Origin of the sequence: Paraburkholderia sp. BL23I1N1 (assembly GCF_003610295.1) — a bacterium.
In the GTDB taxonomy this organism is placed as follows: domain Bacteria; phylum Pseudomonadota; class Gammaproteobacteria; order Burkholderiales; family Burkholderiaceae; genus Paraburkholderia.
This window is the reverse complement of the sequence record NZ_RAPV01000001.1, coordinates 1,932,256-1,957,739: the sequence shown is the minus strand read 5'-3', so window position 1 is coordinate 1,957,739 and position 25,484 is coordinate 1,932,256. Positions and strand designations below refer to the sequence as shown.

The window sequence follows — 25,484 nt, the reverse complement described above, 5'->3', positions numbered from 1 at the left end:
GTGGACGGCACGCGCTTTCATCGCGCGCCGCTCTCCATTTTTCGGGCTGAATCCTACCACTGGTGTGAGCCGCAGCCTCGCTAGCTGCGCAGCAGAGGCCGACCAGGCCGACCGGCCCGACCCGTCCCCACAGTTTAGGACGTGATTCGCCGTCCGGCAGGGAGATTTGCCTTTCATTGCAATCAATGTGTCCTGCCGCGCTTTCGAGCCGGCTTCGGCACCGCAGCATCCGCAGGCTTGGCGCCGCCGATTTCCGCGATCAGATGGTCGCGGAACGCCTTCACCGACGGCGGCAAATCCCGTCCGGCCATTGTCTGCACCTGAATGCTGCGCTGGCGCATCTGCGGGTGCGTCAGCGGTATCGCGACGAACCCGTCGCCGGCGTAACGGTCGCGCACCGACAGCAGCCCCGTGAACATGATCGCCCCGGACTTCTGCGCGTAGCGGTACATCGCGCCGCTATTGTTGCAGGTGAGATCGGGCTCCAGCAGCACGCCTTCAAGCGCACAGGTGATATCGATCAGTTGCCGGATCGTCGTGCCAGGTTCCGGCAGCACCAGTGAATAGCGCCGCAAGTCGGCAAGCGACACCCTCGCGCGCGCGGCCAGCGGATGATCGGCGCGCAGCAGCGCCAGCACCGGCGCGCGCTCGGTATGTTCGACCTTGACGCCCTTTTCCGGCGCGAGACTGAAGGTCAGCGCGAGATCGGCGTCGCCGTCGCGCACCCGGCGCGTGGCCTCGCCCGGAGGCACCACGGAGAGCGTGAAGTCGATCCCCGGATAGTGGCCGCGGAACGTCGCCATGGCGCTGGGCAGGAAGTCCGCGGCGAAACCCTCCGAACTGGCAACCTTGATCATGCTGCCATGCAACGCCTCGAGCCCGCCGATCTCCTTCATCACGTGCTCCGCTTCGAGCAGGCTGCGCTGCGCGTAGGCAAGCAGGCGCTCGCCCGCCTCGGAGAGCGACATGCCCCGCGGCCGCCGCTCGAACAACGCGACACCAAGGTCGCTTTCGAGCCGCGCAATCTGCCGGCTGATCGCCGATACCGCCACATGCAGCCGCGCGGACGCGTCGCTGATCGAGCCCGTGCGAGCCACTTCGACAAAATAGCGCAATGCGATGCCGTGCAATGAAAGTGCCATGAGCCATGCCTATTCAGATGAACGCGCGAGCGTATTCAGCCGGGTACGGAGGTACTTTGGCGTTGCCTTTTTGGCAACGCAAGCTTCGAAATACGATCATTGTGACAAAAATAACGGCCTCCTAGAATCGTTTCGAAGCTGATGGCCGCGAACCCGACGTGCCACGCACGGCGCCATGTCGTCACCTCGCCGCCATCCCCCGCACTCGCCTCGGAGACAACCATGAGCCGCGACCAGGCCATCGAACACGCCACCCATCATTTCGAATCAGGCGCCTTTCTTGAGAACCTCAATCGGCGCGTCCGATTTCGCACCGAGAGCCAGGAAAGCGACCGCGCCGCCACGCTGCTCTCGTATCTGACCGACGAAATCGCGCCCGAAGCCGAAGGGCTCGGCTTCAGCACGCGCATTGCCGAAAACCCGGCCGAGGGGTCCGGGCCTTTCCTGCTCGCCAATCGCCACGAAGACGACCGGCTGCCCACCGTCCTGATCTACGGCCACGGCGACGTCGTGCGCGGCTACGACAGCCAGTGGCGCGCGCCGCTGACGCCGTGGGCCGTGACCGTCGAAGGAGAACGCTGGTATGGCCGCGGCACCGCCGACAACAAGGGCCAGCACTCCATCAACCTGGCGGCGCTCGCAAGCGTGCTGGCCGCGCGCGGCGGCAAGCTCGGCTTCAACGCGAAACTACTGATCGAAATGGGCGAGGAAACCGGCTCGCCGGGGCTCGACGCGATTTGCCACCAGCACAAACAGGAACTGGCCGCGGACGTGCTGATCGCCTCCGATGGCCCGCGCCTCGCCGCGCGCCGCCCCACGGTGTTCCTCGGCTCGCGCGGCTCGGTGAATTTCAAGCTCTCGCTGAATCTGCGCGATGGCGCGCACCACTCGGGCAATTGGGGTGGCCTGTTGCGTAACCCGGCCACCGTGCTGGCGAACGTCCTCGCCAGTCTGGTCGATGCGCGCGGCGTGATCGCCGTCGACGGCTTGCGTCCGCCGCCGATTCCCGACGCGGTGCGTCGTGCATTGGCGGATATCACGGTAGGCGGTGGCCCGGGCGATCCGGCCGTCGACGATAACTGGGGCGAGCCCGGCCTCACGCCGCCCGAACGTGTGTTTGGCTGGAACAGTTTCGAAGTGCTGGCCTTCAAGGCGGGCAATCCTGAGAACCCGGTCAACGCCATTCCGTCGTCGGCGTTCGCGCATTGCCAGTTGCGCTTCGTGGTCGGCACCGACTGGGAAAACCTGGAACAGCATCTGCGCGCTCATCTGGATGCACATGGCTTCTCGCTGGTCGACATCAGTGTCGAGCGCGGTGCGCCGGCTACCCGCCTGAATCCCGACGACCCATGGGTCAAGTGGGCCATCGCCTCGCTCGAACAGACCACCGGCAAGAAAACGGCGGTGTTGCCGAATCTCGGCGGCACGCTGCCGAACGAAGTGTTCGCCGACACGCTCGGCCTGCCGACCATCTGGGTGCCGCATTCATACCCTGCCTGCTCGCAGCACGCGCCGAACGAGCATCTGCTCGGACCGGTGGTGCGCGAGGGTCTGCAGATCATGGCGGGACTGTTCTGGGACCTCGGCGAAAACGCGCCGCATGCAAGTGTAACGGCAACGCCGCCAGAAATCGCTGCCTGAGCGACCAGCGCAACACGCCCGCAGTTCACCCGTCGTTCCCTGTTAGCCGCATCCGCCACGAGGCACGCCCACGATGAGCACGTCCACCTTGCCAGCCAGCGCCGCGCGGTCGTCCGCCGCGAAGGTCCATCGCATCATTCTCGCGGCGTCGATCGGCAATGCGCTTGAATGGTTCGACCTCGTGGTTTACGGCTTTTTCGCGGTCACGATCGCGAAGCTGTTCTTCCCGGCTCGTACCGAAGCGATTTCGCTGATGCTCACGCTCGGCACCTTCGGCATCTCGTACATGATCCGGCCGCTCGGCGGACTCGTGCTCGGCTCGCTCGCGGATCGCGCGGGGCGTAAGGTGTCGCTGCTGCTGTCGATCGGCTTGATGATGATCGGCACGTTGACGATCGCCGTGATGCCGCCGTATGCCGCGATCGGTTTGTGGGCGCCCGCCGGCATCATGCTGTCGCGGCTCGTTCAAGGATTCTCGGCGGGCGGCGAGTTCGGCGCCTCCACCGCGTTTCTGGTCGAGCACGCGCCTGAGCGGCGCGGCTTCATGGGCAGTTGGCAGTTCGCGAGCCAAGGCATGGCGACGCTGCTCGCCTCCGGCTTCGGCGCGCTGCTGACGAGCCAGCTCACGACGGCGCAACTCGAATCGTGGGGCTGGCGTATTCCGTTTCTGTTCGGCCTCGCGATCGGCCCCGTCGGCTTCTATATTCGCCGCTACATGGACGAAGGCGCCGAGTTCGACACGGAGCCTAAAACACGCACCCCGCTGCGCGATCTGTTCGGTATGCAGAAGATCCGCATGCTGCTCGCGGTCGGCTCGCTGATCATTTCGACCGCGGCCAACTACATGATTCTCTACATGCCGACCTACGCGATCAAGCAACTGCACCTGCCCGCTTCGACCGGCTTCGCGGCCACGCTCGCAACGGGCGTCGTGCTGACGGTGCTGACGCCGTTCGCCGGGCACTTATCCGATAGCGTGGGCCGCATCCGCATCATGGCAGTCGCCGCGACGTTGATGCTGCTGACGGTCTATCCGGCCTTCGTGTATATGAATGCGCATCCATCGTTCGCCACGATGCTGCTGGCGTTGATCTGGATCGGCGTCTTGAAGGCGACGTACTTCGGCGCGCTGCCCGCGCTGATGTCGGAGATTTTTCCGACGCAGACGCGCGCGACCGGTCTCGCGGTCAGCTACAACATCGGCGTGACGGTGTTCGGCGGCTTTGCGCCCTTCGTGATCACCTGGCTGATCGACGCAAGCGGCAATAAACTCGCGCCCGGTTTCTATCTGATGTTCTGCGCGGCGGCGAGTTTGCTGGCGCTCTATGCGGTCCGCTCGAAGCTGAAGATTCGCTGAGCGGGTTCGAGGCGAGCAAGGCGAATCAACTCGCCTTGCCCGCCCCTAGCACCTACATCAAGGCGCCGGATTAGGCTGCAACTCATGCAGCTTGTCGATCTCCGCGAGCGCTTCCGGCGAGAGCTTTACCTCGGCGCTGGCGATGTTTTCCTTCAACTGATCGAGCGACGTCGCGCCGATCAGATTGCTCGTCACGAACGGCCGGCTGTTGACGAAAGCCAGCGCGAACTGCGCGGGCGACAAACCGTGACGCTTCGCCAGTTCCACATAGCGGGTGGTGGCCTGAACCGCTTGCGGCTTGCTGTAGCGTTGAAAGCGCTCGAACAGCGAAATGCGGGCGCCGGCCGGACGCGCGCCACCTTCATACTTGCCCGACAGCCAGCCGAAGGCCAGCGGCGAATACGCCAGTAAGCCGATGTTGTCGCGATGCGCATACTCGGACAGCCCCGCTTCGTACGTGCGGTTCAACAGGCTATACGGATTCTGGATGCTGACGATGCGCGGCAAGCCGAGCTTTTCCGCCGCGCGCAGAAACTGTGCGACGCCCCACGGCGTTTCGTTCGACACGCCGATATGGCGAATTTTGCCCGCCTTCACGAATTCGGCGAGCACCGACAGCGTTTCTTCGATCGGCACCGTGTACGCGTCGTCGACCCACAGATAGGCGGGACGGCCGAACGTCATCGTGCTGCGATCCGGCCAGTGCAACTGATACAGATCGACGTAGTCCGTTTGCAAACGCTTCAGGCTATCGTTCAGCGCTTCGGTCAGGTTCTTGCGGTCGAACTGGTTGCCCTCGCCGCGAATATGGCGCGGATTGTGCGGCTGACGCGCCGGGCCCGCGATCTTGGTGGCCAGCACGATCTTCTCGCGCGCGCTGCGATGCTGCGCGATCCACGTGCCGATATAGCGCTCGGTCGAGCCTTGCGTCTCGGGACGCGGCGGCACCGGATACATTTCCGCGGCGTCGATCAGATTCACGCCCTGGTCGAGCGCGTAATCGATCTGTGCGTGCGCTTCCTGCTCGGTGTTCTGCTCGCCCCACGTCATGGTGCCGAGACCGATCAGGCTAACCTTCACATCCGAGTCGCCGAGTCTGCGGTATTCCATCGAACTTGTCCTGTTGATTGTGTTTGCGGAAAACGCCGGCGTTACCATGTCGGCGTAATGCCTGCAGCGCAGCTAAAATGCTGTTTCAGCAGGCGCTCGCACCACCGCGCTCAATGAACTTTCCGTCCACCCATCCTGCGATGAATCCCGAACACCTCGAACTGCTGGTCACGCGAGTGATGCCTTACGGAAAATACAAAGGCCGGCTGATCGCCGATCTGCCCGGTCACTATCTGAACTGGTTTGCGAGCCAGGGCTTTCCGCCAGGCGAAATCGGCCGTCTGCTGGCCTTGATGCATGAGATCGATCACAACGGGTTGTCGTCGCTGATCGAGCCTTTACGCAAGCGCTGAGAGGGACGCCTTCGGCAGATGCCAGCCGTAGGTCACGGCGAGCACGCGCAAGATGAAGCACGCCGCGCCGCCTGCCAATGTCGCGATACCCGGCGGCAAGCCGGCGCGTCGCGCGACCACCACAACGAATGCGCCGGCGAAGGCCGCGGTCGCATAGATGTCGGCATGCAGCACGAGCGGCACACGCTCCATCAACACGTCGCGAATCACACCGCCACCCACACCGGTGATGGTGCCCATCAGCATCGCGATAAACGGCCGGATCCCGAAGAGCAGCGCTTTCTCGACGCCCGCCACCGCAAACAGGGCAAGACCGGCTGCGTCGAGCACGGTAATCAGCGCGACGGGAAACTGCTGCACGGTCGAATGGAAAATAAACGTGAGCAGACCGGTGACGAACGTCAACGCCGGATAGCGCCAGTCGCGTATCGCGTTAGGCGGCGAATCGCCGATCAGCAGATCGCGGATCACCCCGCCGCCGAGCGCAGCGACAAACGAGATCACCATCACACCCAGCAGATCGAGACCGCCGCGCATCGCACTGAGCGCGCCTTCGATCGCGAAAACCACCGTGCCGGCCAGATCGGCCGCCAGTACGAGTGTTTCGACGTTCGGCCTTATTTTTCGTATCGACAATGTCGGCATCGACGCATCACCTCTTCTATCCACGAGTAGCCGAAAAGGTATAGCGAAATGCCTCGCGCCGGGTGAAAAAATTTGCGCGTTCGAAACGCGTTATGGGTCCTGTGCTTACCTCACACTCGCCTCGTGCCGACTATTTCGCGAGGCGCGGCCTGCCAAGCCCGCTTCGTCTAGGCAAACACCCCATGGCGCTCAGATGCATCAGCAGGCGGCCTACGGCCTCTTCGAGCGACACCCGATCGGTTTCGATCATGACGTCCGGGTCGAGCGGCACCTCGAACGGCCCGGAAATACCGGTGAAATGTGGAATCTCACCGCGCCGCGCACGCGCGTAGAGGCCTTTGACGTCGCGCGCTTCGCATACCGTCAGCGGCGCATTCACGAACACTTCGACGAACCCGGCGCCGACGATCTCACGCGCCATGCGCCGGTGCTGATGCTCGGGCGAGATCGCCGCGGCAATCACGATGAAGCCCTGTTGCACGAACAGCGCCGCGACGTGCGCGACCCGGCGCAGATTTTCAGCACGGTCTTCGGGGGTGAAGCCGAGGTCGGCGGTCAGGCCGCGTCGCAGCACGTCGCCGTCGAGCACGATCGAGGCATGCCCGTTTTCTTTCAGACGCTGGTGCAACGCGTCGGCCAAGGTCGATTTACCGGCACCGGACAAACCGGTCATCCATATGACAGCCCCGCGAATTGCGCTCATGACTTCCGCTCCGTGCCGGTGGCTGCCGCGCCGGCCTCTGCCAGAGGCGCATGCCCGTGCATGCTGACGCCTTCAGCCGGCGCCAACTCCGGTCCCAAAGCCTCAAGCAAGGGTTGCAGCAACGCCCGCTCCGGCTGCCAGCGCCGCACCGACGTCTTGTAGAGCGGACGGCGCACCTGTGCCGCGCTGGCCGTGTTCACCTGCCGCGTGGTCTGGTGAAACGACAGACAGCGCTCGTCCCAGTCGAGCCCGCAATTCGCGAGCAAGCGCCGGACATTGCCTTCGAGATCGTTCACCAGCTCTTCGTATTTGACTTCAATCATCGTGCCCTCGGGCAACACCCGTTGCCAATGCGCCATCAACGCATCGTATGCGCGATAGTAGCGACCCAGTTCACCGAGATCGTAACTGAACGGCACGTCGTGAAAAATTCGCGAAAAAATTGACAGGCAGCTTTGCAGCGGCGAGCGGCTGCTATGAATGAAGCGCGCATTCGGCAACGCCAGATGAATCAGCCCGACGTTGATGAAATTGAACGGATATTTGTCGGTGAAGCGCGTATAGCCCGGCGCGCCGCTTCGTATTTCCGGCAGCGACGTGTGTATGCGGCGCAAATAGTCGGCGCCGAACGCGCGCAACTGCGCGGCACCGACGCCTTGCAATGCTTCGATATCGATGCGCAACGGGTCGTCTGAATCGCGGCCGATGCAATTGACCAGCGCCTCGCCGAACTCCGTGCGCTCGCCAGCGCCGAAAACGTGCGGATGACTCGCGAGGATCTGCTCGATCAGGGTCGAGCCGGAGCGCGGCATGCCGACGATAAAAATCGGCGTAGCCGACGGATCGCCCAGACCGCGTTTGGCCGCCATCACCTCTGACGTCAGCAGCTCGGGCAAATGCGCGAACAGACCGAGCGACGCCGCTTCGTCGTAGCGCACGCCGGCACGGTGCAATGCGTTGCCCTTCAGGAAGTGGTCGAACGACGCATCGTTACGGCCCACATCGGACAGCGCCTGGCCATATGCGAAGTGAATCTCCGCCTGATTGGCGGGCGTGAGCGAAGCGGCAACGCCAACGAGTTGCTCAAGCGCGGCGAACACCGGATCGTCGACGGTGAGGCGCCTGGACTGCACGAGGTTGCGGTAATACAGCGGCACTTGCGGGGCGGCCTCGATCGCACGGCGATAGGCTTCGTGCGACTCGTCGAAACGACCGAGCGCCTGCAGGCAATTACCCATGTTGTTGTACGAGCCGTCGGCTTTCGGATTTAACCGGACCGCTTCGCGATAGGCGTCGATCGCCTGCTCGAGCCGGTGCATCAGCTCGAGGCACCAGCCGAGGCCGTGATGCAAATCGGTGTTGCGCGGGTCGAGCGCGATGGCCTCGTGATAGTGGGCGATGGCTTCGGAAAAGCGGTTCAGGGCCGCGAGCGTCGCGGCGAGGCGCTCATGGAAAATGGCGTTGGCGGGATCGAGCGCGCGCGCTGCCTCGAAACACGGGAGTGCGGCCTCGAGTTCGCCGCGTGCGGCTGAGGCGTCGCCTTCGGCGAGCCATTCTGACGCGGTCGCAGGCTGTGGATCGTGCTTCATTGACGGCCAGGTTTTTGCAGGCGTCGCATCAGGCGGCCCGGCAATGTGGAATGCGTTCTTCTTCGTCCAGCGTCAGCGCAGGCATGGGTCTGGATTCAAAGGGAAATTGTCTGACGGGAAAATATCAGGCGCGCCCTACAGTTACGTTTCGAATATTTAACGAACTGTTACAAGGCGATTAATCCGTCATGATTTGAAAGGCCGGCGCAACGCGCGACCGCTATGGCGTTGGATTGGCGCGTGGGTGTCGTGGAAGCGAGGTAACGCATCCGACCCGTAATTTGCCGACACAAATCCGGCTGAACTCCCGGGCGCGCCGTTTTTCTCAATCCTATAGGCGGGAACGCGGGAGAAGATCGTGAGCAGGCTCGTTGCATCAGTCGCGATGTTGGCCGTGGCGGCAAGTCTCGCCGGGTGCGTGGTGGCGCCCTACGACTACGCCTACGCGCAACCCTACCCCTACTACCCTGGCTACGCTTATGCCTACGGGCCGGCGTATGCGCCGGCTTACGGCGCGGTAGACATCTGGGGCGGCTGGGGTGGCGGGTGCTGTTACTACGGACATGGCGGGTACTGGCATGGCGGAGGATGGCACGGAGGCGGTTGGCACGGCGGCGGCTGGCATGGCAACGGCGGTGGCAACTGGCACGGCAACGGCGGCAACGGCGGCAACTCGTGGAGCAGCGGCGGCGGACATGGGGGGCATGGGCATTGAACGCCAGCGCCGCCCCTTCAAGCCCCCGATTCCGCCAGATACCGGTGAACAAACGTGACCGCCATGGCCCCTTCCCCCACCGCCGACGCAACCCGCTTCACTGACCCGTAGCGGACGTCGCCTGCCGCGAAAGAGCCGGGAACGCTCGTTTCCAGAAAGTAGGGGCGCCGCTCGAGCGGCCAGCACGTCCCAAACTGGGGAAAGTCGCTCAGATCGGCGCCTGTCACAAGATACCCATTCCTGTCCCGGACGATCGTGGTGTCCTTCGCCCACTCCGTATTCGGTGCGCCCCCAATGCACACGAACAGGCGGTCCGCCGACACAACCTGCGTTCCACCCGACCTGTTCGTGATCTGCAGCGCTTCAAGCTGGGTATCGCCATAGATCGCCGAGACGGACGACTCGAAGACCACCCGCACGTTGCTCGTATGGGCGATGCGATCCAGCAGGTAATGCGAGAGCGTCGCGGCAAGCGACTCGCCGCGAACGATCAAGGTGACGCACTTCGCGGTTCGCGCGAAATTCATCGCGGCCTGCCCTGCAGAGTTTCCGCCGCCTACGACGAAAATCCTTTTGCCCGTACACATGGGCGCTTCGCTCGCGCCCGCGCCGTAGTACAAGCCGGCGTTCAACAGCCTTTGCTCGTCGGGAATTCCCAAGCTGCGGTATTCGATACCCGTTGCGCAAATATTGGCGCGTGCCCTTAGCAAGCTTCCGTCCGCCAGATTGACTTCGATCTTTCCGTTCACAAAGGTGGCGTGTACGCCCTCGCGCATCATGAGCAGTTCGACGCCGAACTTCACGGCCTGCTGACGCGCGCGTTCCGCCAATTCTGCGCCGGCGATGCCTTGCGGGAAACCCATATAGTTTTCAATGAGCGAACTGGTTCCCGCCTGGCCGCCCACCGCCGACCGTTCAATGACGACAGCCCGCAGTCCCTCCGAGGCCGCGTAGACCGCGGCGGATAGTCCTGCGGGTCCCGCACCGTATATCGAAAGATCGTACTCCTGATAGCGTGGACGCGATACCCACCCGAGTTTGGCGGCAATGTCCGCAAGGCTCGGCGCCTCCAGCCTGGAACCATCCGGAAAAACGACCACCGGCCAGTTGATATCGTCAAAGCTGGCAACGCCTAGCTCCCGAAGACACGCTTCGTTTGAGGCGATTTCGGACCATTCATATTCGACGACGCCTCGCGCGAGGAAGTCCCGGATCTCGTACGCTTCCTTGCTGTGTGCCGCCCCAAGAACCCTGACTACTCTTGCGCCGTCCATCGCCCGCCTCCGCTGCAAACCCGCCGCCCCCGTCGAGATTGCCTTGCACGGGCGGCACCGCTGCACGTTGTCCATTGCGCATGCTGACTCAATGCAATCTCGCAGTCGAATTAAAGTTTCTGAATGGGTAGCGCGAGCCGGGCTGCCGCCCGACCTTCCAGGCAAGCAACCCATGGCCGCCGCAGCGCCGCTTACGCCGCGGTTGCGCGCTGTTTCAGCGCGTCTTCAAGCGTTGCCCGAAACAGAGCGACAGACTGTGCGCCACTGATCGTTTCGTCGCCGATCTTCACCGACGGGACCGAGTTGATGCCATGCCCGATTTGCCGGGCTTCTAGCGCACGAACTTCGTCTACGCCGCTGTCCGAGGCGAAAAACGCTTCGACCTTATCTTTCTTGAAGCCCGCGGCTACCGCGATTTCCGTCAACACGTCGATGTCGCCAATATCGCGGCCCGCCGAAAAATACGCATGGAAGATCGCCTCCACCAGCGCCGTTACGTCATGCCTCTGTTGCAACACCCATACGAGCCGGTGCGCGGCGAGCGTGTTCGGCGTACGCTTCGCCAGCGCATAGTTGAATTCCAGACCGACCTGCCTTCCGGCCTCCGTGACCTGAGCGTCCATGACCTGCGAGCGCGCCCAGCTCCCAAACTTCGCCGACCGGTATTCTTTACGGTCGCGACCGTCAACGGGCATTGTCGGATTCAATTCATAGGGAACGAATACGAGTTTCGTTTGCTCGCCGGCATTCGCTTCGCGAATCGCCTGCTTCAGTTTTTCCTCGCCAATCCAGCACCAGGGGCAAATAAAATCGTAGGTAACCTCGATATTCAGCGTGTTCATCGAACATCTCCAAAAGGGATTGTCTGCAGAAGCACGATAGCGCGGCAGCCAGCCGACCGGAATGGCAACGCGAGGCAATGCACTTTTGCGTGACAGGCAATGAGATGAAGATGAAGCTTCGCCGTTAGCAACTGACCGGCAGAGTGAAGGTGCCCGATACGGAACCCAGCGGCAGGGCTGCCTCGCTAAGCGGCCGCCTTTGCATTAAGCTGGGCGCAAAGTCGGCACGCCGCCGCGATCACGCTAACGTGTCGATTTCACCGCTTTGCCGCAGTCACGTCTGACGCATCGAGAAAAATGGCCGCACTCGCGGCATGGGTGCCCGCCGCAAAACTGCACACTGTATGGACCAAGGTTATGGACAAAATTTTGTCGCTTCGGGCGTTCGTGGAAGTCGCTGAGGCAGGCGGTTTTTCGAGTGCGGCACGGCGCCTCGAACTGGCGACATCGTCGGTGATGCGTTCGGTCGATTCGCTTGAGAAGGAGCTTGGCGCGGTACTCCTGAATCGGACCACGCGCCAGGTGACCTTGTCCGAGGCCGGGACCTTGTACTACGCCAAGGCGAAAAAGCTCCTCGACGATATGGCCGACGCGGACGCGTCAGTGTCGGACAGAGGCGGTGAACCGTCGGGCCCATTACGCGTTTCCGTGCCCGTCGCATTCGGCTCCCGGCTGATCGCCCCTTCCCTAGCGGCGTTCCTGCAAAAATATCCAAAGCTGGAACTGGACGTCAAACTGAGCGATGCCTTTGTCGATCTGGTGAGCGAACGAATCGATGTCGCCATTCGCCTTGGTGAAGTTGCCGCCATGGCCGACGTCGTCAGCAAACGCGTCGGCACCTTCGCCCGTTATCCTGTGGCGAGCAGCGAGTATCTCGATCGTGCAGGCTATCCCGCGTCTCCTGGCGAACTGGCCGACCATGAATGCCTTCGCTTCACCTACACGACAGAACCTCAAGTCTGGACGTTTTCGCGTGGCAAGGAAGAGGTGCGCGTGCCCGTAACGGGCAGACTCAAGGCAAACAGTTCCGAGGTATTGCGCGAAGCGGCACTGGACGGTATGGGCATCGCATTGCTTCCCGACTGGCTGGTGGCGTCTGATATTCAGTCAGGCGCCCTCACCCGGCTGTTCGCCGAGTTCGAAGCCGGACCGAACGACGCACGGGCTGTTGTGAGCGCCCTGTATCTACCGAATCAGCGCGGGTCGCGACGCGTCAACGCGTTTATCGACTTCGTGTCCGAACTGGCGGGTGGCCCTCAGTAGCCGCTCGCAACACCGGTAGCGCCCTTCTCTATCTTTGCACGCCACGCAACGGTGTATAGCGCGCCGTTGGGATTCCGCCCCAGCCCCGTCCCGCCTAACCTTACACACATCGACCAACCGCACCGCCATGCAGCACCGCTGCATGTCCGCCAACGAACACGGCATCTCTCAGGCGCGTTGCGGAAAGGATCAGGTAAGGCGTGCCGCACCAGGCGATGCCTTGACATGCACATGGCGGCGCTGCAAGGCGCGCCTCACATCTTGGACGGAGATACACCATGACGAAGCACCTCTTTCAGCCTATCAAACTGGGCCGCCTCTCCCTCGATCATCGCGTTGCGATGGCCCCCCTCACGCGCTCGCGCGCCGGCCAACCGGGCAACGTGCCGACCGACGTGAACGTCGAATACTATCGGCAACGCGCGAGCGCAGCGCTGATCGTGAGCGAAGCAACGCAGATCTCACAGCAAGGCCAGGGTTATGCATGGACGCCGGGCATCCACACGGAACAGCAGATTGAAGGCTGGCGTGCTGTCAGCAAGGCGGTTCACGAAGAAGGCGGCCACATGTTCCTGCAGTTGTGGCACGTCGGCCGTGTTTCGCATCCCGTCTTCCAGCCGAACGGCAGCCTGCCGGTTGCACCTACCGCCATGCCGGTGCCCGGAAAGACGTTTATTCTCGACGAGGCCGGCAATGGCGTGTGGGGCGACGTACCGGTACCGCAGGAACTGACCGTCGAAGGCATTCGGGAAATCGTCGCCGACTACCGGCGTGCCGCAAGCAACGCGATCGCGGCCGGCATGGACGGCGTTGAGATCCACGCCGGAAACGGCTATCTGCTGGATCAGTTCATCAACAGCAACAGCAACCAGCGCCTCGATAACTACGGCGGCAGCATTGAAAATCGCGCCCGCCTGCTGCTTGAAGTCGTCTCGGCCGTCAGCGACGAAGTAGGTCCGCAAAACGTCGCGGTTCGCCTCACCCCCATGGGACGTTTCATGGGCATGGGCGATGAAACGCCTGAGGCAACCTTCGGCTACATCGTGAAAAAGCTCAATGAATATGGTCTCGCCTATTTGCATCTCGTCGAACCGGCAATGGTGGGTACGGTAAAGGACGAGAACTTCGACCCGCGGTGGGACGCCATCATCAAACTGCTGCGAGACGAATACAAAGGCGTGCTGATGATCGCCGGCGGCTATGACCGCGATACCGCCGAAAAGGCGATCGCCAACGGCCGGGCGGACATCATTGCGTTCGGACGGCCCTTTATTGCGAATCCGGACCTGCCGGCCCGTCTGCGCGACGGACACCCGCTGAATGCCGCCGACAGCACGCATTTCTTCGGCGGGGACGTGACCGGCTATACCGACTACCCGAGCATGAACTAGGCGCCGGCTTTCCCGGTAGCCCGATTCAAAAAGGTGTATGGCGGGCGGACAATCCGCCCGCTGACTTCGCGCGGCGTTGCCCTGCTCAACGCACGCCGTGATTTAAGGACAATTAATCTGCCCTCAGGATATCCCGTGCACAATGAGTGGCTGAACCCGCCATGCCGCGTTCTGAACTACCCATACGTCAATAACCTTAGCCCGGGAACCCGCGGATCGTGAAAATCGAAAGCAGCATCGTTCAGCCCGTCTCTCTGCACGAACGGACATGATGCCCGACCGGCGCGCCGGGCTGCGCTATCTCGCGGTGCTTTGGCTCTCGGGCTGCATTGCCCTGAGTGGCGCGACCTGGCTGTGCTTCCAGCTTGGATTCGACTTGAGCGCAACAGGGTTTGTCTTCCTGATTGTGATCGTGCTGCTGTCCTTAATGGACAGCCTGATCTCTTCCATCGTCTTCTCCGTTTTCGCCTTAGGTAGTCTTAACTATTTCTTTGCGGACCCAATCTTTAGCTTTCAGATCGCCTACGCACGGGATCTCCTTGCGCTGGCGGCTTTTCTGATCACGTCGCTGGCCATCACTACACTGGTCAGGCAACTACACCGGCTCGGGAATGCTCAACGCGAGCAGGCCCGGCTCCTCGATCTCGCTCACGACACCGTGTTTGTCCGCGACATGAGCGGCGTGATCACCTACTGGAATCGAGGCGCGGAAGAACTCTACGGGTGGAAAAAGCACGAGGCGATCGGCAAAAACGCTCACCCTCTCTTGCAAACCCGTTTCCCCGCTCCTTTTGATGAGATCAACGAAACGTTATTGCGCACCGGTTCGTGGGAAGGCGAACTCGTCCACACGAAGCGAAACGGCGTGAATGTCGTTGTGGCAAGCCGTTGGTCATTGCAACAGAGTGAAAGCGGCCGGCCGCTCGCGATACTCGAAACCAATAATGACGTGACGGAGCGCAAGCAAGCCGAAGATGCACTACGCCGGAGCCAGGCACAGTACCTCGCGGAAGCGCAAACACTGAGTCGTACCGGCAGCTTTGGCTGGAACGTCTCTCGCGGAGATATCTTCTGGTCGGATCAAAGCTTCAGGATCTTCGAGTACGACAGCGCAATCACGCCCACGATCGACATGGTGCTCGCGCGCGTGCATCCAGATGACGTTGCGTTCGTTAAGCGGATGATGGATCGCGCAGCAGAGACCGGGTACGATTACGACTATGAACACCGGCTGTTGATGCCCGACGGCTCCGTCAAGCATCTTCACGTCGTGGCGCATGCGGTCCGCGACGACCCCGCCATCCGGCGGTTTGTCGGCGCGATAATGGACGTTACCGCGGCCAGACTCGCGGAACGACAGTTGCGTGAAGTGCAGGCGGAACTCGCTCATGTCACGCGCCTGACCGCCCTTGGCGAGCTGAGCGCATCGATTGCGCACGAAGTCACCCAGCCGCTCGCTGCTATCGTGACCAACGGCGAAGCCTGTCTGCGATGGCTTGGCTACCCGATCCCGTCTCCTGATGAAGTGCGAGCCTGCGTGGAGCGGATGATCGTCGACGGCAAGCGCGCGGCCGAAATTGTCCGGCGCGTGCGCCAGCTCACGAGGAAAGGGGCTTCCCAGAAGACGCCGTTGGATCTCAACGAAGTCATCAATGACGCCGTGTCCCTGGTGCAGCACGAAGTCCTGAGTCACCGGGTTTCGTTGCGCCTCAAACTCACCCCCGGCTTGCCTCCCCTATTCGCCGACCGGATCGAACTTCAGCAGGTGATCCTCAATCTGGTCATGAACGGAATCCAGGCGATGGATGCGCTGAACGACAGGCCACGTGAACTACTGATCGAAACGCTGCGGGACGAAAATGGTTGCGCTGTGGCCGCGGTCCATGACGCCGGCGACGGCATCAAGCCAGAGAGCGCAAATCAGCTATTCGAACCGTTTTTCACCACGAAGCCGGACGGCATGGGCATGGGACTGTCGATCTGCCGATCGATCATTGAAGCCCACGGGGGGCGAGTCTGGGCATCCAATCATGCGAGGCGGGGTGCGGTTTTCCAGTTCAGCCTTCCGCCGGTCAACCCGGGCGAGTCGTGATGCGTGGGCCGCTGTGGCTTTCGCTCAGGCGCCCACCGCACCATCATGGCGTCAAGGCGATCCCAATGCCAGATTGAGCCAATGCGCCATGGCGGCCGCGTCGACGGGTTTGGGGAGAAAAGCCAGCACATCGTCCTTCTGGATTTTCGCGTGCAGCGCGACGGGAGGGAATGCCGAAATAAATAGCGTGGGCGGCGCGTACCCGAGCTTCAGAAGCTGATCGTGCATCTCGATCCCCGACATGCCCGGCATACGCACGTCGGAGATCAGACACGACGTTTCAGCGAGATCGCCGGACTGCAGGAACGCTTCCGCCGACGCGAATATGCGTGTTTGCCATCCGAACGAGCGAACCAGGCTCGCCGTGGCCATCCGGACGGACTCGTCGTCGTCGACGATACAAACTATCTGGGTGACGTCCACGCAGCGGCCCCGGTATTCAAAAATGATCAACGGACACGCGGATTTCCAATCGTGCGCGTTCAATTAAGCAAGAATAATTCAGAAGACGCTGACAGGAAAGCATACGAATGTATAACAGTCAGGCTAGCCGCGCGCAGCCAGATCCGGCATTGAAGCGATGCACGGCCGCGGCCGTGACACTATCCCTCAAAGACGACAGCTCACGTTCAGCGTTGCGATGAGCCCCGGTTTATTGTCGGCAAAGTCGAGCGAGCCGCGATGGAGAGTCGCCACCGCCTTCACGAGTGCGAGCCCAAGGCCGACGCCCGGCGTTCCTCGACTCGCGTCTCCACGATAAAACCGCTCCGTCACTTTGGACTTCTCCTCATCCGGAATGCCTGGGCCGTCATCCGCCACCGAGATGGCGATCATGTCATCGCGGCGCGTCGCGGCCACCATGATCTCGCCCTCGTCTCGCGCGAACTTCAATGCGTTGTCGATCAGATTGCCGATCGCCTGCGCAAGCAAAAGCGGATCGGAAACCGCCATGAGGTCGCCCGAAGTCCGCAGCGATAGCGTAACGCGGCGCAATTCCGCCACCGGCTGATAGAACTCGACCGCATCCGAGACGATCGCTTCCAGATCGCTTGGCATGAACCCCGAGCGGCGCACGCCCGCGTCGATCTCGGCGAGACGCAACAGCGCATTGAAGATGCCGATCACGCGATCGACATCCGTCAGGGCGCCCTCCAGATCCGGCAGGCATTCGTCATTGCCTTGCCGTCTCAACGTGAGCGTCAGCACCTCGAGCCGGGAACGCAATTCGGTCAGCGGCGTGCGCAAATCGTGAGCAATCGCATTCGACACATTGCGCACTCCATTGATGACTTCGATCAGCGCTTCCTCAGCCTGTTTGCGTGTCTTCACTTCCCTTTGCAGCTGGATGTTCTGCTCGGCCTGCAATTTTTGCAGCACGCGTAGTTTCAAATGCGTATTGACGCGCGCGGCGACTTCTTCCATCTGCAGCGGCTTGGTGATGTAATCGACCGCACCGGCGCGAAAGCCCGTGATCTTGTCCTCTGTTCGCGTCAGCGAAGTCATGAAGATCACCGGAATATCCCGGGTCTTCTCCATCGCCTTCAACCTCCGGCAGGTCTCGAATCCGTCTAGTCCGGGCATCATGACATCGAGCAGGATCAGATCCGGTTGCACCAGCTCAGCGCGACGCAATGCCTCCGTCCCGTCACGCGCAACGGCTGCCCGCAGATGATTGCCTTCGAGGCATTCGACCACGAGCCCAAGATTGGCCGGCGTGTCGTCGACAACCAGAACAACGGGCTCACCCATGTCGAATGGTTCCATTGTGTTCACGCGTTTCGATCCAGATGTTGTTCGATCAGGGAAAGCAGGGCCTGCGACTCGAAAGCGGCCGCAAGACGGCGCAATTGCGTCGCGAAGGCCTCATAGCGGATGTCGAGACCGATCAGATAATCGGCGTGATGAACGATGTCACGCATCGAGCCGAGCAGCGCAAACCGGTGCAGTGTCGCCATTTCATCAGGCGGCGGGACGATGGGTTCGTCAATCACAAGCACGTGACGCTCTTCGCTTTCATTGCTCGCGATCCGGGGAGGTGGACTAAAGTCCGCCATTTCCGCGTAGGACACGGGCGCATCGAGCTCGAACCAGAACGTGCTCCCCCTGCCCACGGTGCTTGTCACATGGATTTCGCTGCCCATCACGCGCACCAACTGACGGCTGATCGCAAGTCCGAGGCCGACGCCGCCTGTGCGCCGCGTGAGATCTCCGGCCTGTTCGAAGGGCTGAAAGATGGTCTCGAGCCTGTCCGGACTCACGCCGATGCCGGTGTCCTTCACTTCGAAACGCAGCCTTGCTTCCGACATCATTCGCACGACAAGCGTGACTTCACCCTGGTCCGTAAACTTGACGGCGTTGGCAAGAAGATTCAGCAGCACCTGCCGAAGGCGTTTTTCATCCACGCGAATCACCTTCGACAAATTCGCCGGCGCCTCATGCTTCAGGACCAGATTCTTCTGATCGGCGCGCACGCTCACCATCTCGGAGATGACACGTAAGAACGGGCAAAGGGGTACGTCTGTCATGTTCAATTCGAGCTTGCCCGCTTCGATTCGCGCAAAATCGAGAATGTCGTTGATCAGCATGAGCAGATGCTCGCCGCTCTGTTCGATCACCGCCAGACCCGACAGTTGCCGCTCGGTCATTCCCGCATCGCGCCGCAAAATCTGGGCGTAACCCAGGATGCCGTTCAGCGGCGTGCGCAGTTCGTGGCTGATGTTGGCAAGAAACTGGTCTTTGGCGCGATTCGCCGATTCGGCAGTGTCCTTTGCGACACGCACCGTGTCCTCGAGCGCCTTGCTCGCCGAAATATCCTGGAAGATGGCAATGGTGTGAATCGCCTGGCCGTTAGCATCACACTGGGGCGCCACCGATACACTCACCCAGACACGGGATCCGTCGAGCTTGACGAGCGGCGTCTCCTCCGAATAGTGCGAGAGCTGCCCCCCGGTCAGCAAACGATATTTTTCCTCGCTCGCGGCCAGAAAGTCCGGATCGGTGATGTCCTGAAACCGCTTGAGCAACAGACTCTCACGCTGATAACCCACGATCTCGCACAAGCGTTGATTCAGGCGCAGAAAGTGCCCGTCGAGATCGCAGTGCGCGATGCCGACCGCGGCATTTTCGAAGGTGCCCCGAAAGCGGGCTTCACTCGACCGAAGCGCCTGCTCCGTGAGTTTCAGCTCCGTGATGTCCACCAGACTGCCCACGAAGCGAATCGCTTTTCCCCTTGCATCCCAGCGCGCCATACCGCGCACGAGCACCCAGCGGATGCTGCCGTCTCGATGGCACAGGCGGTTCTCCAGTTCGAACGCATCGACGTCCCGCTTGAGGTACCTGACTATCGCCGCCTCGGTGCGCGCCCGGTCGTCGGGATGCAACACACTCATGTAGGCGTCGTAGTCCAGCAGGGTCGGCGGCCGCGTGTAGCCGAGCCATTCCCAGATGTTCGAGAAACGCGCGAAGCCGTGACGGTAGTCACCGTCCGGCATGTCGATTTCCCACACGCCGACGTTGGATCCGTGCATCGCCATTTCAAGGCGCGCATTCGTCTCGCGCAGTATTTCGGCTTCTTCCGCTCGACGCCTTTGCGTGACGTCGCGAAACACCAGCACCACGCCGAGGATTTCACCGCGGTCGTCGACGATCGGCGAGCCGCTGTCGTCGATCGCGATCTCGCGCCCGTCGCGAGCGAGCAGTAGGGTGTGGTTCGCCAGTCCGACAATGGTTCCGGCGCTCAGCACGGCCGTCACAGGATCTTCCGCCGGGGCGCGGGTCGTTTCGTTGATCACGCGAAACACGTCCGCCAGTGGGCGCCCCATCGCCTCGTCGCGCGGCCAGCCCGTCAGCGTTTCCGCGACCGGGTTGATAAAGTTGATGCGTGAATCCCGGTCGGTCGCGATCACCGCGTCGCCAATACTCGAGAGCGTGACTGCATAGCGCTGTTCGCTTTCGCGAAGACGGCGTTCCGCGCCGTGCTTATAAAGCGCCATTTCGACCACGGTGCGCAACTGCATGTCGTCAAACGGCTTGAGAACATAGCCGAACGGTTCGGTGACGGTTGCGCGCCGGACGGTTTCCTCGTCGGCATACGCGGTCAGGAAAACGACCGGCAAGTTGAAGTTCTCGCGCAGCAGCCGTGCGGTATCGATGCCGTCAAGTTCGCCTTCCAGCCGCACGTCCATCAGGATCAGATCCGGCGCCGACTCGGCCGCGAGCGGAAGCGCGTCTTCGCCTCGTGCGGTGATGCCGACCACCGTGTGGCCCGCGCGGTTCATCTGTTGCGCGATGTCTCTCGCGACCACCCGATCGTCTTCGACTATAAGAATGCGTGCGGGTGCCATCACTCGTCCCTATCCACGTCCGTTTGCGTTGAAGAGAATGCTGCATGTCGTACCACCCACGCGGCTCAGTTCCAGCGTTCCATGCAGCTGGTGCGTGAGGTCGTGGACCAGTTGCAAGCCGAGCGAGTCGGCTTCGTCCAGCGAGAATTCCGGCGCGATGCCAACGCCGTTGTCGGCAACCGTCAGCCTGCACCGCTCTTCGTCGACCAGTCCAAGTTCCACGCGCACAGAACCGCCGCGCCCGTCCGGAAACGCGTGCTTCAAGGCGTTGGAAACCAGTTCGTTGATAATCAGGCCGCAGGAAACCGCACGGTTCATGTCCAGTTGCACGTCGTCGACCTCGATCTCCAGCTCCACGGCCATCTGACGCATATCGTAGGCACGCGAAAGATGACCACACAGGGTCCGCACGTGCGTCGCCATCATGATGCGAGCGAAGTTGCCCGCGCGGTACAGGTTCTCGTGTACCAGCGCCATCGAGCGCACGCGGTTGCGGCTATCGGCGAATAGTTCGGCAACCGATCTGTCGGTAACGCGCGACGCCTGCAAGTTGAGCAGACTGCTGATCAGTTGCAGATTGTTCTTTACCCGATGGTGGACTTCCTGCAGGAGCGCCTCCTTCTCTTCGAGCAGAGCCTCTTTCTCTTCCAGCGACGCGTTTTCGAGCGAGATCGCCGCCTGCGACGCCAGAAGCTCGAGCACGGCGATGCGTGGTGGCGTGAACACGCCCGGCGCCAGGTCGTTCTCCAGATACAGCACACCGATCAGCTTCGCCTGCTTCATGAGCGGAAGACACAAGACGGCACGCGAACGGCTTGAACGAAGGTATTCGTCCGCCGAGAACGGATTGGGCAGCGAGGCGTCGTCGAGCAGCACGCGCTCCTGCGTGCGAATGCTGTGATGCAGAATCGCCGCGGGCAAATGGCGCGGTGTCACGGCTTCACTTTGAAGACGCACCTCCACGCCTTCGCGACCCGCCAGCGCTTCCGCTTCGATCCATAATTTCTCCGCACGCGGCAAAACGAGTAGCGCCCGTCCCGCGCCGGCGTGCTCCAGCACAATGGTCATCAGCGTATCAATCAGCTTGTCGAAGGCAATCTCGCCCGAAATGGCCTGCGATGCTTTGACGACCGTTTCGACATCAAGTTGTTGCGCGACAAAACTCCTCGCGGGCGCGTCGTTCGCCAGTTCACGGACCAGATTCGGATAGCGCCGGTCAAGCGCCTGAACCTTGGCCAGCGCTCCCCACCGAAGGTAGGCAAGCCGCGCATTGCCGAGATAAACGAAAGCGATCGTCGTAAATCCACGCGCCATATAGAACGCCGCTGCCACTTCGTGCGCCAGCGCTTCAATCAGAGAGGACTCGTGCTCACGCGCGAGACGGATTGCGCTTTCGTATTCACGCATCGCCTCGAATTCATTCCCCTTGATACGCGCAATCTCGCCGGCGACCAACGCCGAGCGGCTGGCGAAATTGCTGGGACAGTGTTCAGCCCAGGTCGCGAGCCTGGCGTGATGCTCGACGAGCGCACGGAATTGCTCCGCCTGCTCCTCGGGCGCCGCATCGTCGTGTCGGCGCGCGCGTGTGAGTGCTGCATAGAAATGGTACTCGGCAAGCTCGAAATGGCCGGAAGAGGTCCATAACAACGGTGCCGCCTTCGCTGCGGCTGCCAACGCATCCGCTATATCTCCCGCGAAATAGCGCCCTTGCAGTTTGCGAATCCAGTACCAGCAGGTGGCAATCGCCAGGCACGGATCGGCTTCGAGATGCTGTTCAAAGGCCGCTTCATCGAAGGCGTCGTCATTAAAAGACCCGAACGAGGCCGTCAAGCCGCGCAAATTCCGAATGAGTTGCAACTGCGCACCAATGATATCGACGATCAATCCAAATTTCGCGGCTTGCACCACACCCAGGCGCTGCATCGCTTCGCGTTCGACGTCGCCGAGCGGATCGCCCGCGGCCAACAGACTCGTCACCAGGGTGCAACTGCTAAAACCCGTGTACGTGAGGTCCCCGCTCTCACTCGCGGCATCGAACGCGCGCCGCAATAGCGGAAGTCCTGCGCGAATATGCTTGGTCCATGGCATCACGTGATAGGCAAAGCACATATAAACGCGAGGCTTGAAGCGTTGCAGACCGCGTTCGTCGACGAGACCCAGGCCGAGCCGGCCGAAGCGGAATCCTGCCTCGTAATCGCCGAACACCGGGCCGGCCACCATACCGAGGTAGGCATAGCCGATCGACGACGCGTCGCAGTTGCCATACTCGAGACTCAGATTCGCCATACGGGACAACACGAGGCAGACCAGGTTTTCGTCGCTGAAAAACGCCGGCGGCAAGACCGCCGTGAGTACGTCCAGCGTCGCGCGCCGGTCGGTATCGGTAAGCAGCGGCAGATCGATCAGCGATCCGATCGGAGACTCGCCGATTTGCTGCAGAAGCCGGTCGTATTCACTGCGCGCCTGTTCACGGGTTGGATGCGGGTCCCAGTCAATCCCGACATCGCGCAGATAGTCCAGGCATATTTCCACTGCAAGATCGCTCTGATCGAGCGCGGTGAACAGGGTCACGCGCAACCACGTCACGGCGGCGCGGTCAGCCAGCGTGGCGGCACGCCGCGAAAGATCCGATAGCCGCTCCTTGGCCGAATTCGTGTCGCCAGTCAGAAACTCGCACTCCGCAAGACCGCTTTCCAGTGCGAACTTAAGTGAATAGCGGGTAACCCAGGCCTCGTCGCCAAGCATCGCGCTTCCCGTCGACAGATAGGTCGATGCCGATGCGTAGGCAGACGACGTCTTGGCACGCCGCCCGGCGATCAGATTGAATCCCGCGACGCGTCCGCTCTCCGCCGGGTCGTTGATGAGATCGGCCGCCCGGTTGTACTGATTGACGATCTCGAAGATAGTCTGTTCGAGCTCCGCCGCCGTCGCGTTTGTCGCGAACATGCGGCCGATTCGCAGATGGGAGGCCGCACGCTCATCGATGGGAATCAGCGCGTAGGCCGCTTCCTGCACGCGGTCGTGAAGAAACGCGTAGCCGTGTTCACGCCGGAACACGAGGCCGGCTTCCACCGCGTCGGCGAGTGCGAGATGCACCGCCGCCTCGGACGTGCCCGCGACTCGCATGAGCATCGCGGTCGTTGCACGGTTACCGAAACACGCAAACTGTTTGAGTGCGGCCTGCGTGATATCCGCGACACGCTCGATCTTGCCGACCATCAGGTCGACCACGCCATCCGAGAAGCGCGCCTCGCGAAGGCGCGCGAGATCCCATTCCCATGCGCGGCGCACGGGATCGAACACCAGGTGACGCTCCTCGGCCAGCGTCTTGAGAAACTGCACCGTAAAAAAGGGGTTGCCGCCGGTCTTCTCGAACACGAATTGCGCGAGCTCGTACACCTCAGCCGTGCCGGCGTGCAGTGCTTCGCCGGTCAGGCGCGCCACGTCGGCGATCCGCAGCGGCGTCAGCACGATATTGTGAACCGGCACGCCCAACTTTCGGATCGAACCCAGCGCGCGGCTGAGCGGGTGCGTGGGGCCCACTTCGTTGTCGCGATACGCACCGACCAGCAGGAGATTCTGCAGCGTCGGCGTGGCCAGAATATTCTCGAGCAGGCAGATCGTGCCGGCGTCGAGCCATTGGAGATCGTCCAGAAAGAGCACGAGCGGATGATCCGCGTGCGTAAAAGCGCCGATAAAACGCCCGAAGACCCCCAGAAATCGAATCTGTGCATCCTGCGCCGGAAGTTCCGGCACCGCCGGCTGCGGACCGATGATTTTTTCCACTTCCGGAATCAGGTTGACGATCAACTGTCCGTTCGCACCCACCGCTTCGCTGAGCCGCTCACGCCAATGCGCGATTTCTGTCCGGCCCCGGTCGAGTATTTGCCGCGTCAGACTCTGAAACGCCTGCCCGAGCGTCGTATAGGGAATGTCGCGCTTGTACTGCTCGAATTTGCCGGCAGCGAAGTGCCCCTGTGACGGTGCGAGCTTCTTTTGCAGTTCGTTCACCAGCGACGATTTGCCGATACCGGAATAGCCCGATACCAGCACGAGCACCGGCTTGCCTTGCTGCACCACGCGGTCGAACGCGGCATTCAATGCGGACGTCTCCGCCTCGCGCCCATACAATCGCTCCGGAATGAGCAAGCGCTCAGGCGCATCATGTGCGCCGAGCGCAAATGGCTCGATGCGCCCCATTTGCTCCCACGCGTCGAGACAGCGGCGCAGATCGCTTTCAAGGCCCTGCGCCGTTTGATAACGGTCCTCGGCGGTTTTCGCGAGCAGGCGCATGACAATCGCGGCGAGTTGGGACGGCACCTCGTTCGCAACTTCGTTCAAGGGTATCGGCAGCCTGGCGACGTGACAGTGAATCCATTCGATAGGCGAGTTCGCGCGATACGGAGACCCGCCAGTCAGCATTTCGTAGAACGTCATGCCCAGCGAATAGAGGTCGGCGCGCGAATCGATTGAACGATTCATGCGACCGGTCTGCTCAGGCGCGAGGTAGGCCAGCGCTCCTGCAGTGACGTCCGGCAGCGCGCTAGCGGGCAGCTCACCCGTTGCGCGCGAGGCGATGCCGAAGCCGGTCAGCGCCACGCCCCCCGTTTCCGTATTGACGAGAATGTTGGCCGGCCTGATGTCTTTGTGGACAAGACCGCGCCCATGCAGCGCGCCGAGCGCGACCACAAGATTTCCGGCAATCGCGAGGAACCGGCCGATCGTCAGCGAACCCATCGGTATCGCGGAGAGCGAGACACCCCCTGGGTCTTCGAGTACCAGCGCCGCACTCCCACGGTACTCGATCAGGGCATGAGGCCGGGTAACGAAACGGCCATCGAGCAAGCCGCGTAACTCATAGGCATGTTCGAGACGCGCCTGACTGTTGGCGGCAGGCTGCAGGGCCGGCAAGGTGACGATCAGCCACGTCTTGCCACCGTGGCGCCTGGTGATCCGGGATAGCACGAACTCGCCGTCGTCACAGAGCGTCTCGAACCCGAATTCCGATAAATCAATCATGCCGC

18 protein-coding genes are annotated in these 25,484 nt (G+C 61.9%); 7 read left to right on the top strand and 11 right to left on the bottom strand.

Translation table 11 applies throughout. The annotated features are described in order from the left end of the window. Positions 1 to 182: 182 nt before the first annotated feature. Positions 183 to 1,142: a LysR family transcriptional regulator gene (locus B0G76_RS09345; protein ID WP_120291539.1), complete on the bottom strand. Its 960-nt coding sequence runs from the start codon at positions 1,140 to 1,142 to the stop codon at positions 183 to 185. A gap of 222 nt (positions 1,143 to 1,364) precedes the next feature. Here B0G76_RS09345 and B0G76_RS09340 point away from each other — a divergent pair, with 222 nt between their 5' ends. Beyond that, complete coding sequence (locus B0G76_RS09340) at positions 1,365 to 2,783, top strand: M20 family metallopeptidase (protein ID WP_120291537.1); 1,419 nt, start codon at positions 1,365 to 1,367, stop codon at positions 2,781 to 2,783. Between the two features lie 73 nt (positions 2,784 to 2,856). Beyond that, positions 2,857 to 4,140 carry an MFS transporter gene (locus B0G76_RS09335; protein WP_120291535.1) on the top strand — a complete coding sequence of 428 codons (1,284 nt, stop codon included), beginning with the start codon at positions 2,857 to 2,859 and terminating at the stop codon, positions 4,138 to 4,140. A 57-nt stretch (positions 4,141 to 4,197) separates the two neighbouring features. Here B0G76_RS09335 and B0G76_RS09330 read toward each other — a convergent pair whose 3' ends face one another. Next, positions 4,198 to 5,250, bottom strand: a complete 1,053-nt coding sequence (locus tag B0G76_RS09330) for an NADP(H)-dependent aldo-keto reductase (RefSeq protein ID WP_120296272.1) — start codon at positions 5,248 to 5,250, stop codon at positions 4,198 to 4,200. A gap of 140 nt (positions 5,251 to 5,390) precedes the next feature. Here B0G76_RS09330 and B0G76_RS09325 point away from each other — a divergent pair, with 140 nt between their 5' ends. Continuing rightward, complete coding sequence (locus B0G76_RS09325; RefSeq protein WP_006048800.1) at positions 5,391 to 5,603, top strand: DUF3820 family protein; 213 nt, start codon at positions 5,391 to 5,393, stop codon at positions 5,601 to 5,603. Here B0G76_RS09325 and B0G76_RS09320 read toward each other — a convergent pair. The 3 genes from B0G76_RS09320 to B0G76_RS09310 all read right to left on the bottom strand — a co-directional run bounded on the left by B0G76_RS09320 (position 5,589) and on the right by B0G76_RS09310 (position 8,540). Then, positions 5,589 to 6,248: a trimeric intracellular cation channel family protein gene (locus tag B0G76_RS09320; RefSeq protein ID WP_183082018.1), complete on the bottom strand. Its 660-nt coding sequence runs from the start codon at positions 6,246 to 6,248 to the stop codon at positions 5,589 to 5,591. The genes B0G76_RS09325 and B0G76_RS09320 overlap by 15 nt on opposite strands. A gap of 130 nt (positions 6,249 to 6,378) precedes the next feature. Beyond that, positions 6,379 to 6,951 (bottom strand): adenylyl-sulfate kinase, encoded by a 573-nt coding sequence (cysC, locus tag B0G76_RS09315; RefSeq protein WP_120291533.1) that lies wholly within the window; start codon positions 6,949 to 6,951, stop codon positions 6,379 to 6,381. Further along, positions 6,948 to 8,540 (bottom strand): sulfotransferase, encoded by a 1,593-nt coding sequence (locus B0G76_RS09310; RefSeq protein ID WP_120291531.1) that lies wholly within the window; start codon positions 8,538 to 8,540, stop codon positions 6,948 to 6,950. The genes cysC and B0G76_RS09310 overlap by 4 nt, the downstream gene beginning before the upstream one ends. Positions 8,541 to 8,898: 358 nt before the next feature. Here B0G76_RS09310 and B0G76_RS09305 point away from each other — a divergent pair, with 358 nt between their 5' ends. Then, a complete protein-coding gene (locus B0G76_RS09305; protein ID WP_120291529.1) occupies positions 8,899 to 9,255 on the top strand; it encodes a hypothetical protein in 357 nt (118 codons plus the stop codon). Between the two features lie 17 nt (positions 9,256 to 9,272). Here the strand turns inward: B0G76_RS09305 and B0G76_RS09300 are convergent, their stop codons facing one another. Beyond that, a complete protein-coding gene (locus B0G76_RS09300; protein WP_120296270.1) occupies positions 9,273 to 10,529 on the bottom strand; it encodes an NAD(P)/FAD-dependent oxidoreductase in 1,257 nt (418 codons plus the stop codon). 191 nt (positions 10,530 to 10,720) lie between these two features. After that, on the bottom strand, positions 10,721 to 11,371 hold the full coding sequence (locus B0G76_RS09295) for a DsbA family oxidoreductase (protein ID WP_120291527.1): 651 nt from the start codon (positions 11,369 to 11,371) through the stop codon (positions 10,721 to 10,723). A 357-nt stretch (positions 11,372 to 11,728) separates the two neighbouring features. Here B0G76_RS09295 and B0G76_RS09290 point away from each other — a divergent pair, with 357 nt between their 5' ends. The 3 genes from B0G76_RS09290 (at position 11,729) to B0G76_RS09280 (ending at position 16,117) form a co-directional block, all read left to right on the top strand. After that, positions 11,729 to 12,634: a LysR family transcriptional regulator gene (locus tag B0G76_RS09290; protein ID WP_120296269.1), complete on the top strand. Its 906-nt coding sequence runs from the start codon at positions 11,729 to 11,731 to the stop codon at positions 12,632 to 12,634. A gap of 278 nt (positions 12,635 to 12,912) precedes the next feature. Continuing rightward, a complete protein-coding gene (locus B0G76_RS09285) occupies positions 12,913 to 14,025 on the top strand; it encodes an alkene reductase (protein ID WP_120291525.1) in 1,113 nt (370 codons plus the stop codon). A gap of 268 nt (positions 14,026 to 14,293) precedes the next feature. Beyond that, positions 14,294 to 16,117, top strand: a complete 1,824-nt coding sequence (locus tag B0G76_RS09280; RefSeq protein WP_120291523.1) for a PAS domain S-box protein — start codon at positions 14,294 to 14,296, stop codon at positions 16,115 to 16,117. A gap of 51 nt (positions 16,118 to 16,168) precedes the next feature. Here the strand turns inward: B0G76_RS09280 and B0G76_RS09275 are convergent, their stop codons facing one another. From B0G76_RS09275 to B0G76_RS09260, 4 genes are all read right to left on the bottom strand, one after another. Beyond that, entirely contained in the window at positions 16,169 to 16,540 is a 372-nt protein-coding gene (locus tag B0G76_RS09275) for a response regulator transcription factor (protein ID WP_120296268.1), read from the bottom strand. Between the two features lie 186 nt (positions 16,541 to 16,726). Further along, entirely contained in the window at positions 16,727 to 17,881 is a 1,155-nt protein-coding gene (locus B0G76_RS09270) for a hybrid sensor histidine kinase/response regulator (protein WP_120291521.1), read from the bottom strand. 5 nt (positions 17,882 to 17,886) lie between these two features. After that, positions 17,887 to 20,460, bottom strand: coding sequence for a PAS domain S-box protein (locus B0G76_RS09265; protein WP_120291519.1), 2,574 nt, complete (start codon positions 20,458 to 20,460; stop codon positions 17,887 to 17,889). Between the two features lie 9 nt (positions 20,461 to 20,469). Beyond that, the gene (locus tag B0G76_RS09260; RefSeq protein WP_120291517.1) at positions 20,470 to 25,479 is read right to left on the bottom strand and encodes an AAA family ATPase; all 5,010 of its coding nucleotides are present in this window, start codon (positions 25,477 to 25,479) and stop codon (positions 20,470 to 20,472) included. Positions 25,480 to 25,484 lie beyond the last annotated feature (5 nt).

Bases quoted from the DNA above. Each gene is read 5' to 3' on its own strand.
- B0G76_RS09345 (WP_120291539.1), bottom strand. From the start codon at position 1,142: ATGGCACTTTCATTGCACGGCATCGCATTGCGCTATTTTGTCGAAGTG.
- B0G76_RS09340 (WP_120291537.1), top strand. From the start codon at position 1,365: ATGAGCCGCGACCAGGCCATCGAACACGCCACCCATCATTTCGAATCA.
- B0G76_RS09335 (WP_120291535.1), top strand. From the start codon at position 2,857: ATGAGCACGTCCACCTTGCCAGCCAGCGCCGCGCGGTCGTCCGCCGCG.
- B0G76_RS09330 (WP_120296272.1), bottom strand. From the start codon at position 5,250: ATGGAATACCGCAGACTCGGCGACTCGGATGTGAAGGTTAGCCTGATC.
- B0G76_RS09325 (WP_006048800.1), top strand. From the start codon at position 5,391: ATGAATCCCGAACACCTCGAACTGCTGGTCACGCGAGTGATGCCTTAC.
- B0G76_RS09320 (WP_183082018.1), bottom strand. From the start codon at position 6,248: ATGCCGACATTGTCGATACGAAAAATAAGGCCGAACGTCGAAACACTC.
- cysC (WP_120291533.1), bottom strand. From the start codon at position 6,951: ATGAGCGCAATTCGCGGGGCTGTCATATGGATGACCGGTTTGTCCGGT.
- B0G76_RS09310 (WP_120291531.1), bottom strand. From the start codon at position 8,540: ATGAAGCACGATCCACAGCCTGCGACCGCGTCAGAATGGCTCGCCGAA.
- B0G76_RS09300 (WP_120296270.1), bottom strand. From the start codon at position 10,529: ATGGACGGCGCAAGAGTAGTCAGGGTTCTTGGGGCGGCACACAGCAAG.
- B0G76_RS09295 (WP_120291527.1), bottom strand. From the start codon at position 11,371: ATGAACACGCTGAATATCGAGGTTACCTACGATTTTATTTGCCCCTGG.
- B0G76_RS09290 (WP_120296269.1), top strand. From the start codon at position 11,729: ATGGACAAAATTTTGTCGCTTCGGGCGTTCGTGGAAGTCGCTGAGGCA.
- B0G76_RS09285 (WP_120291525.1), top strand. From the start codon at position 12,913: ATGACGAAGCACCTCTTTCAGCCTATCAAACTGGGCCGCCTCTCCCTC.
- B0G76_RS09280 (WP_120291523.1), top strand. From the start codon at position 14,294: ATGATGCCCGACCGGCGCGCCGGGCTGCGCTATCTCGCGGTGCTTTGG.
- B0G76_RS09270 (WP_120291521.1), bottom strand. From the start codon at position 17,881: ATGGAACCATTCGACATGGGTGAGCCCGTTGTTCTGGTTGTCGACGAC.
- B0G76_RS09265 (WP_120291519.1), bottom strand. From the start codon at position 20,460: ATGGCACCCGCACGCATTCTTATAGTCGAAGACGATCGGGTGGTCGCG.
- B0G76_RS09260 (WP_120291517.1), bottom strand. From the start codon at position 25,479: ATGATTGATTTATCGGAATTCGGGTTCGAGACGCTCTGTGACGACGGC.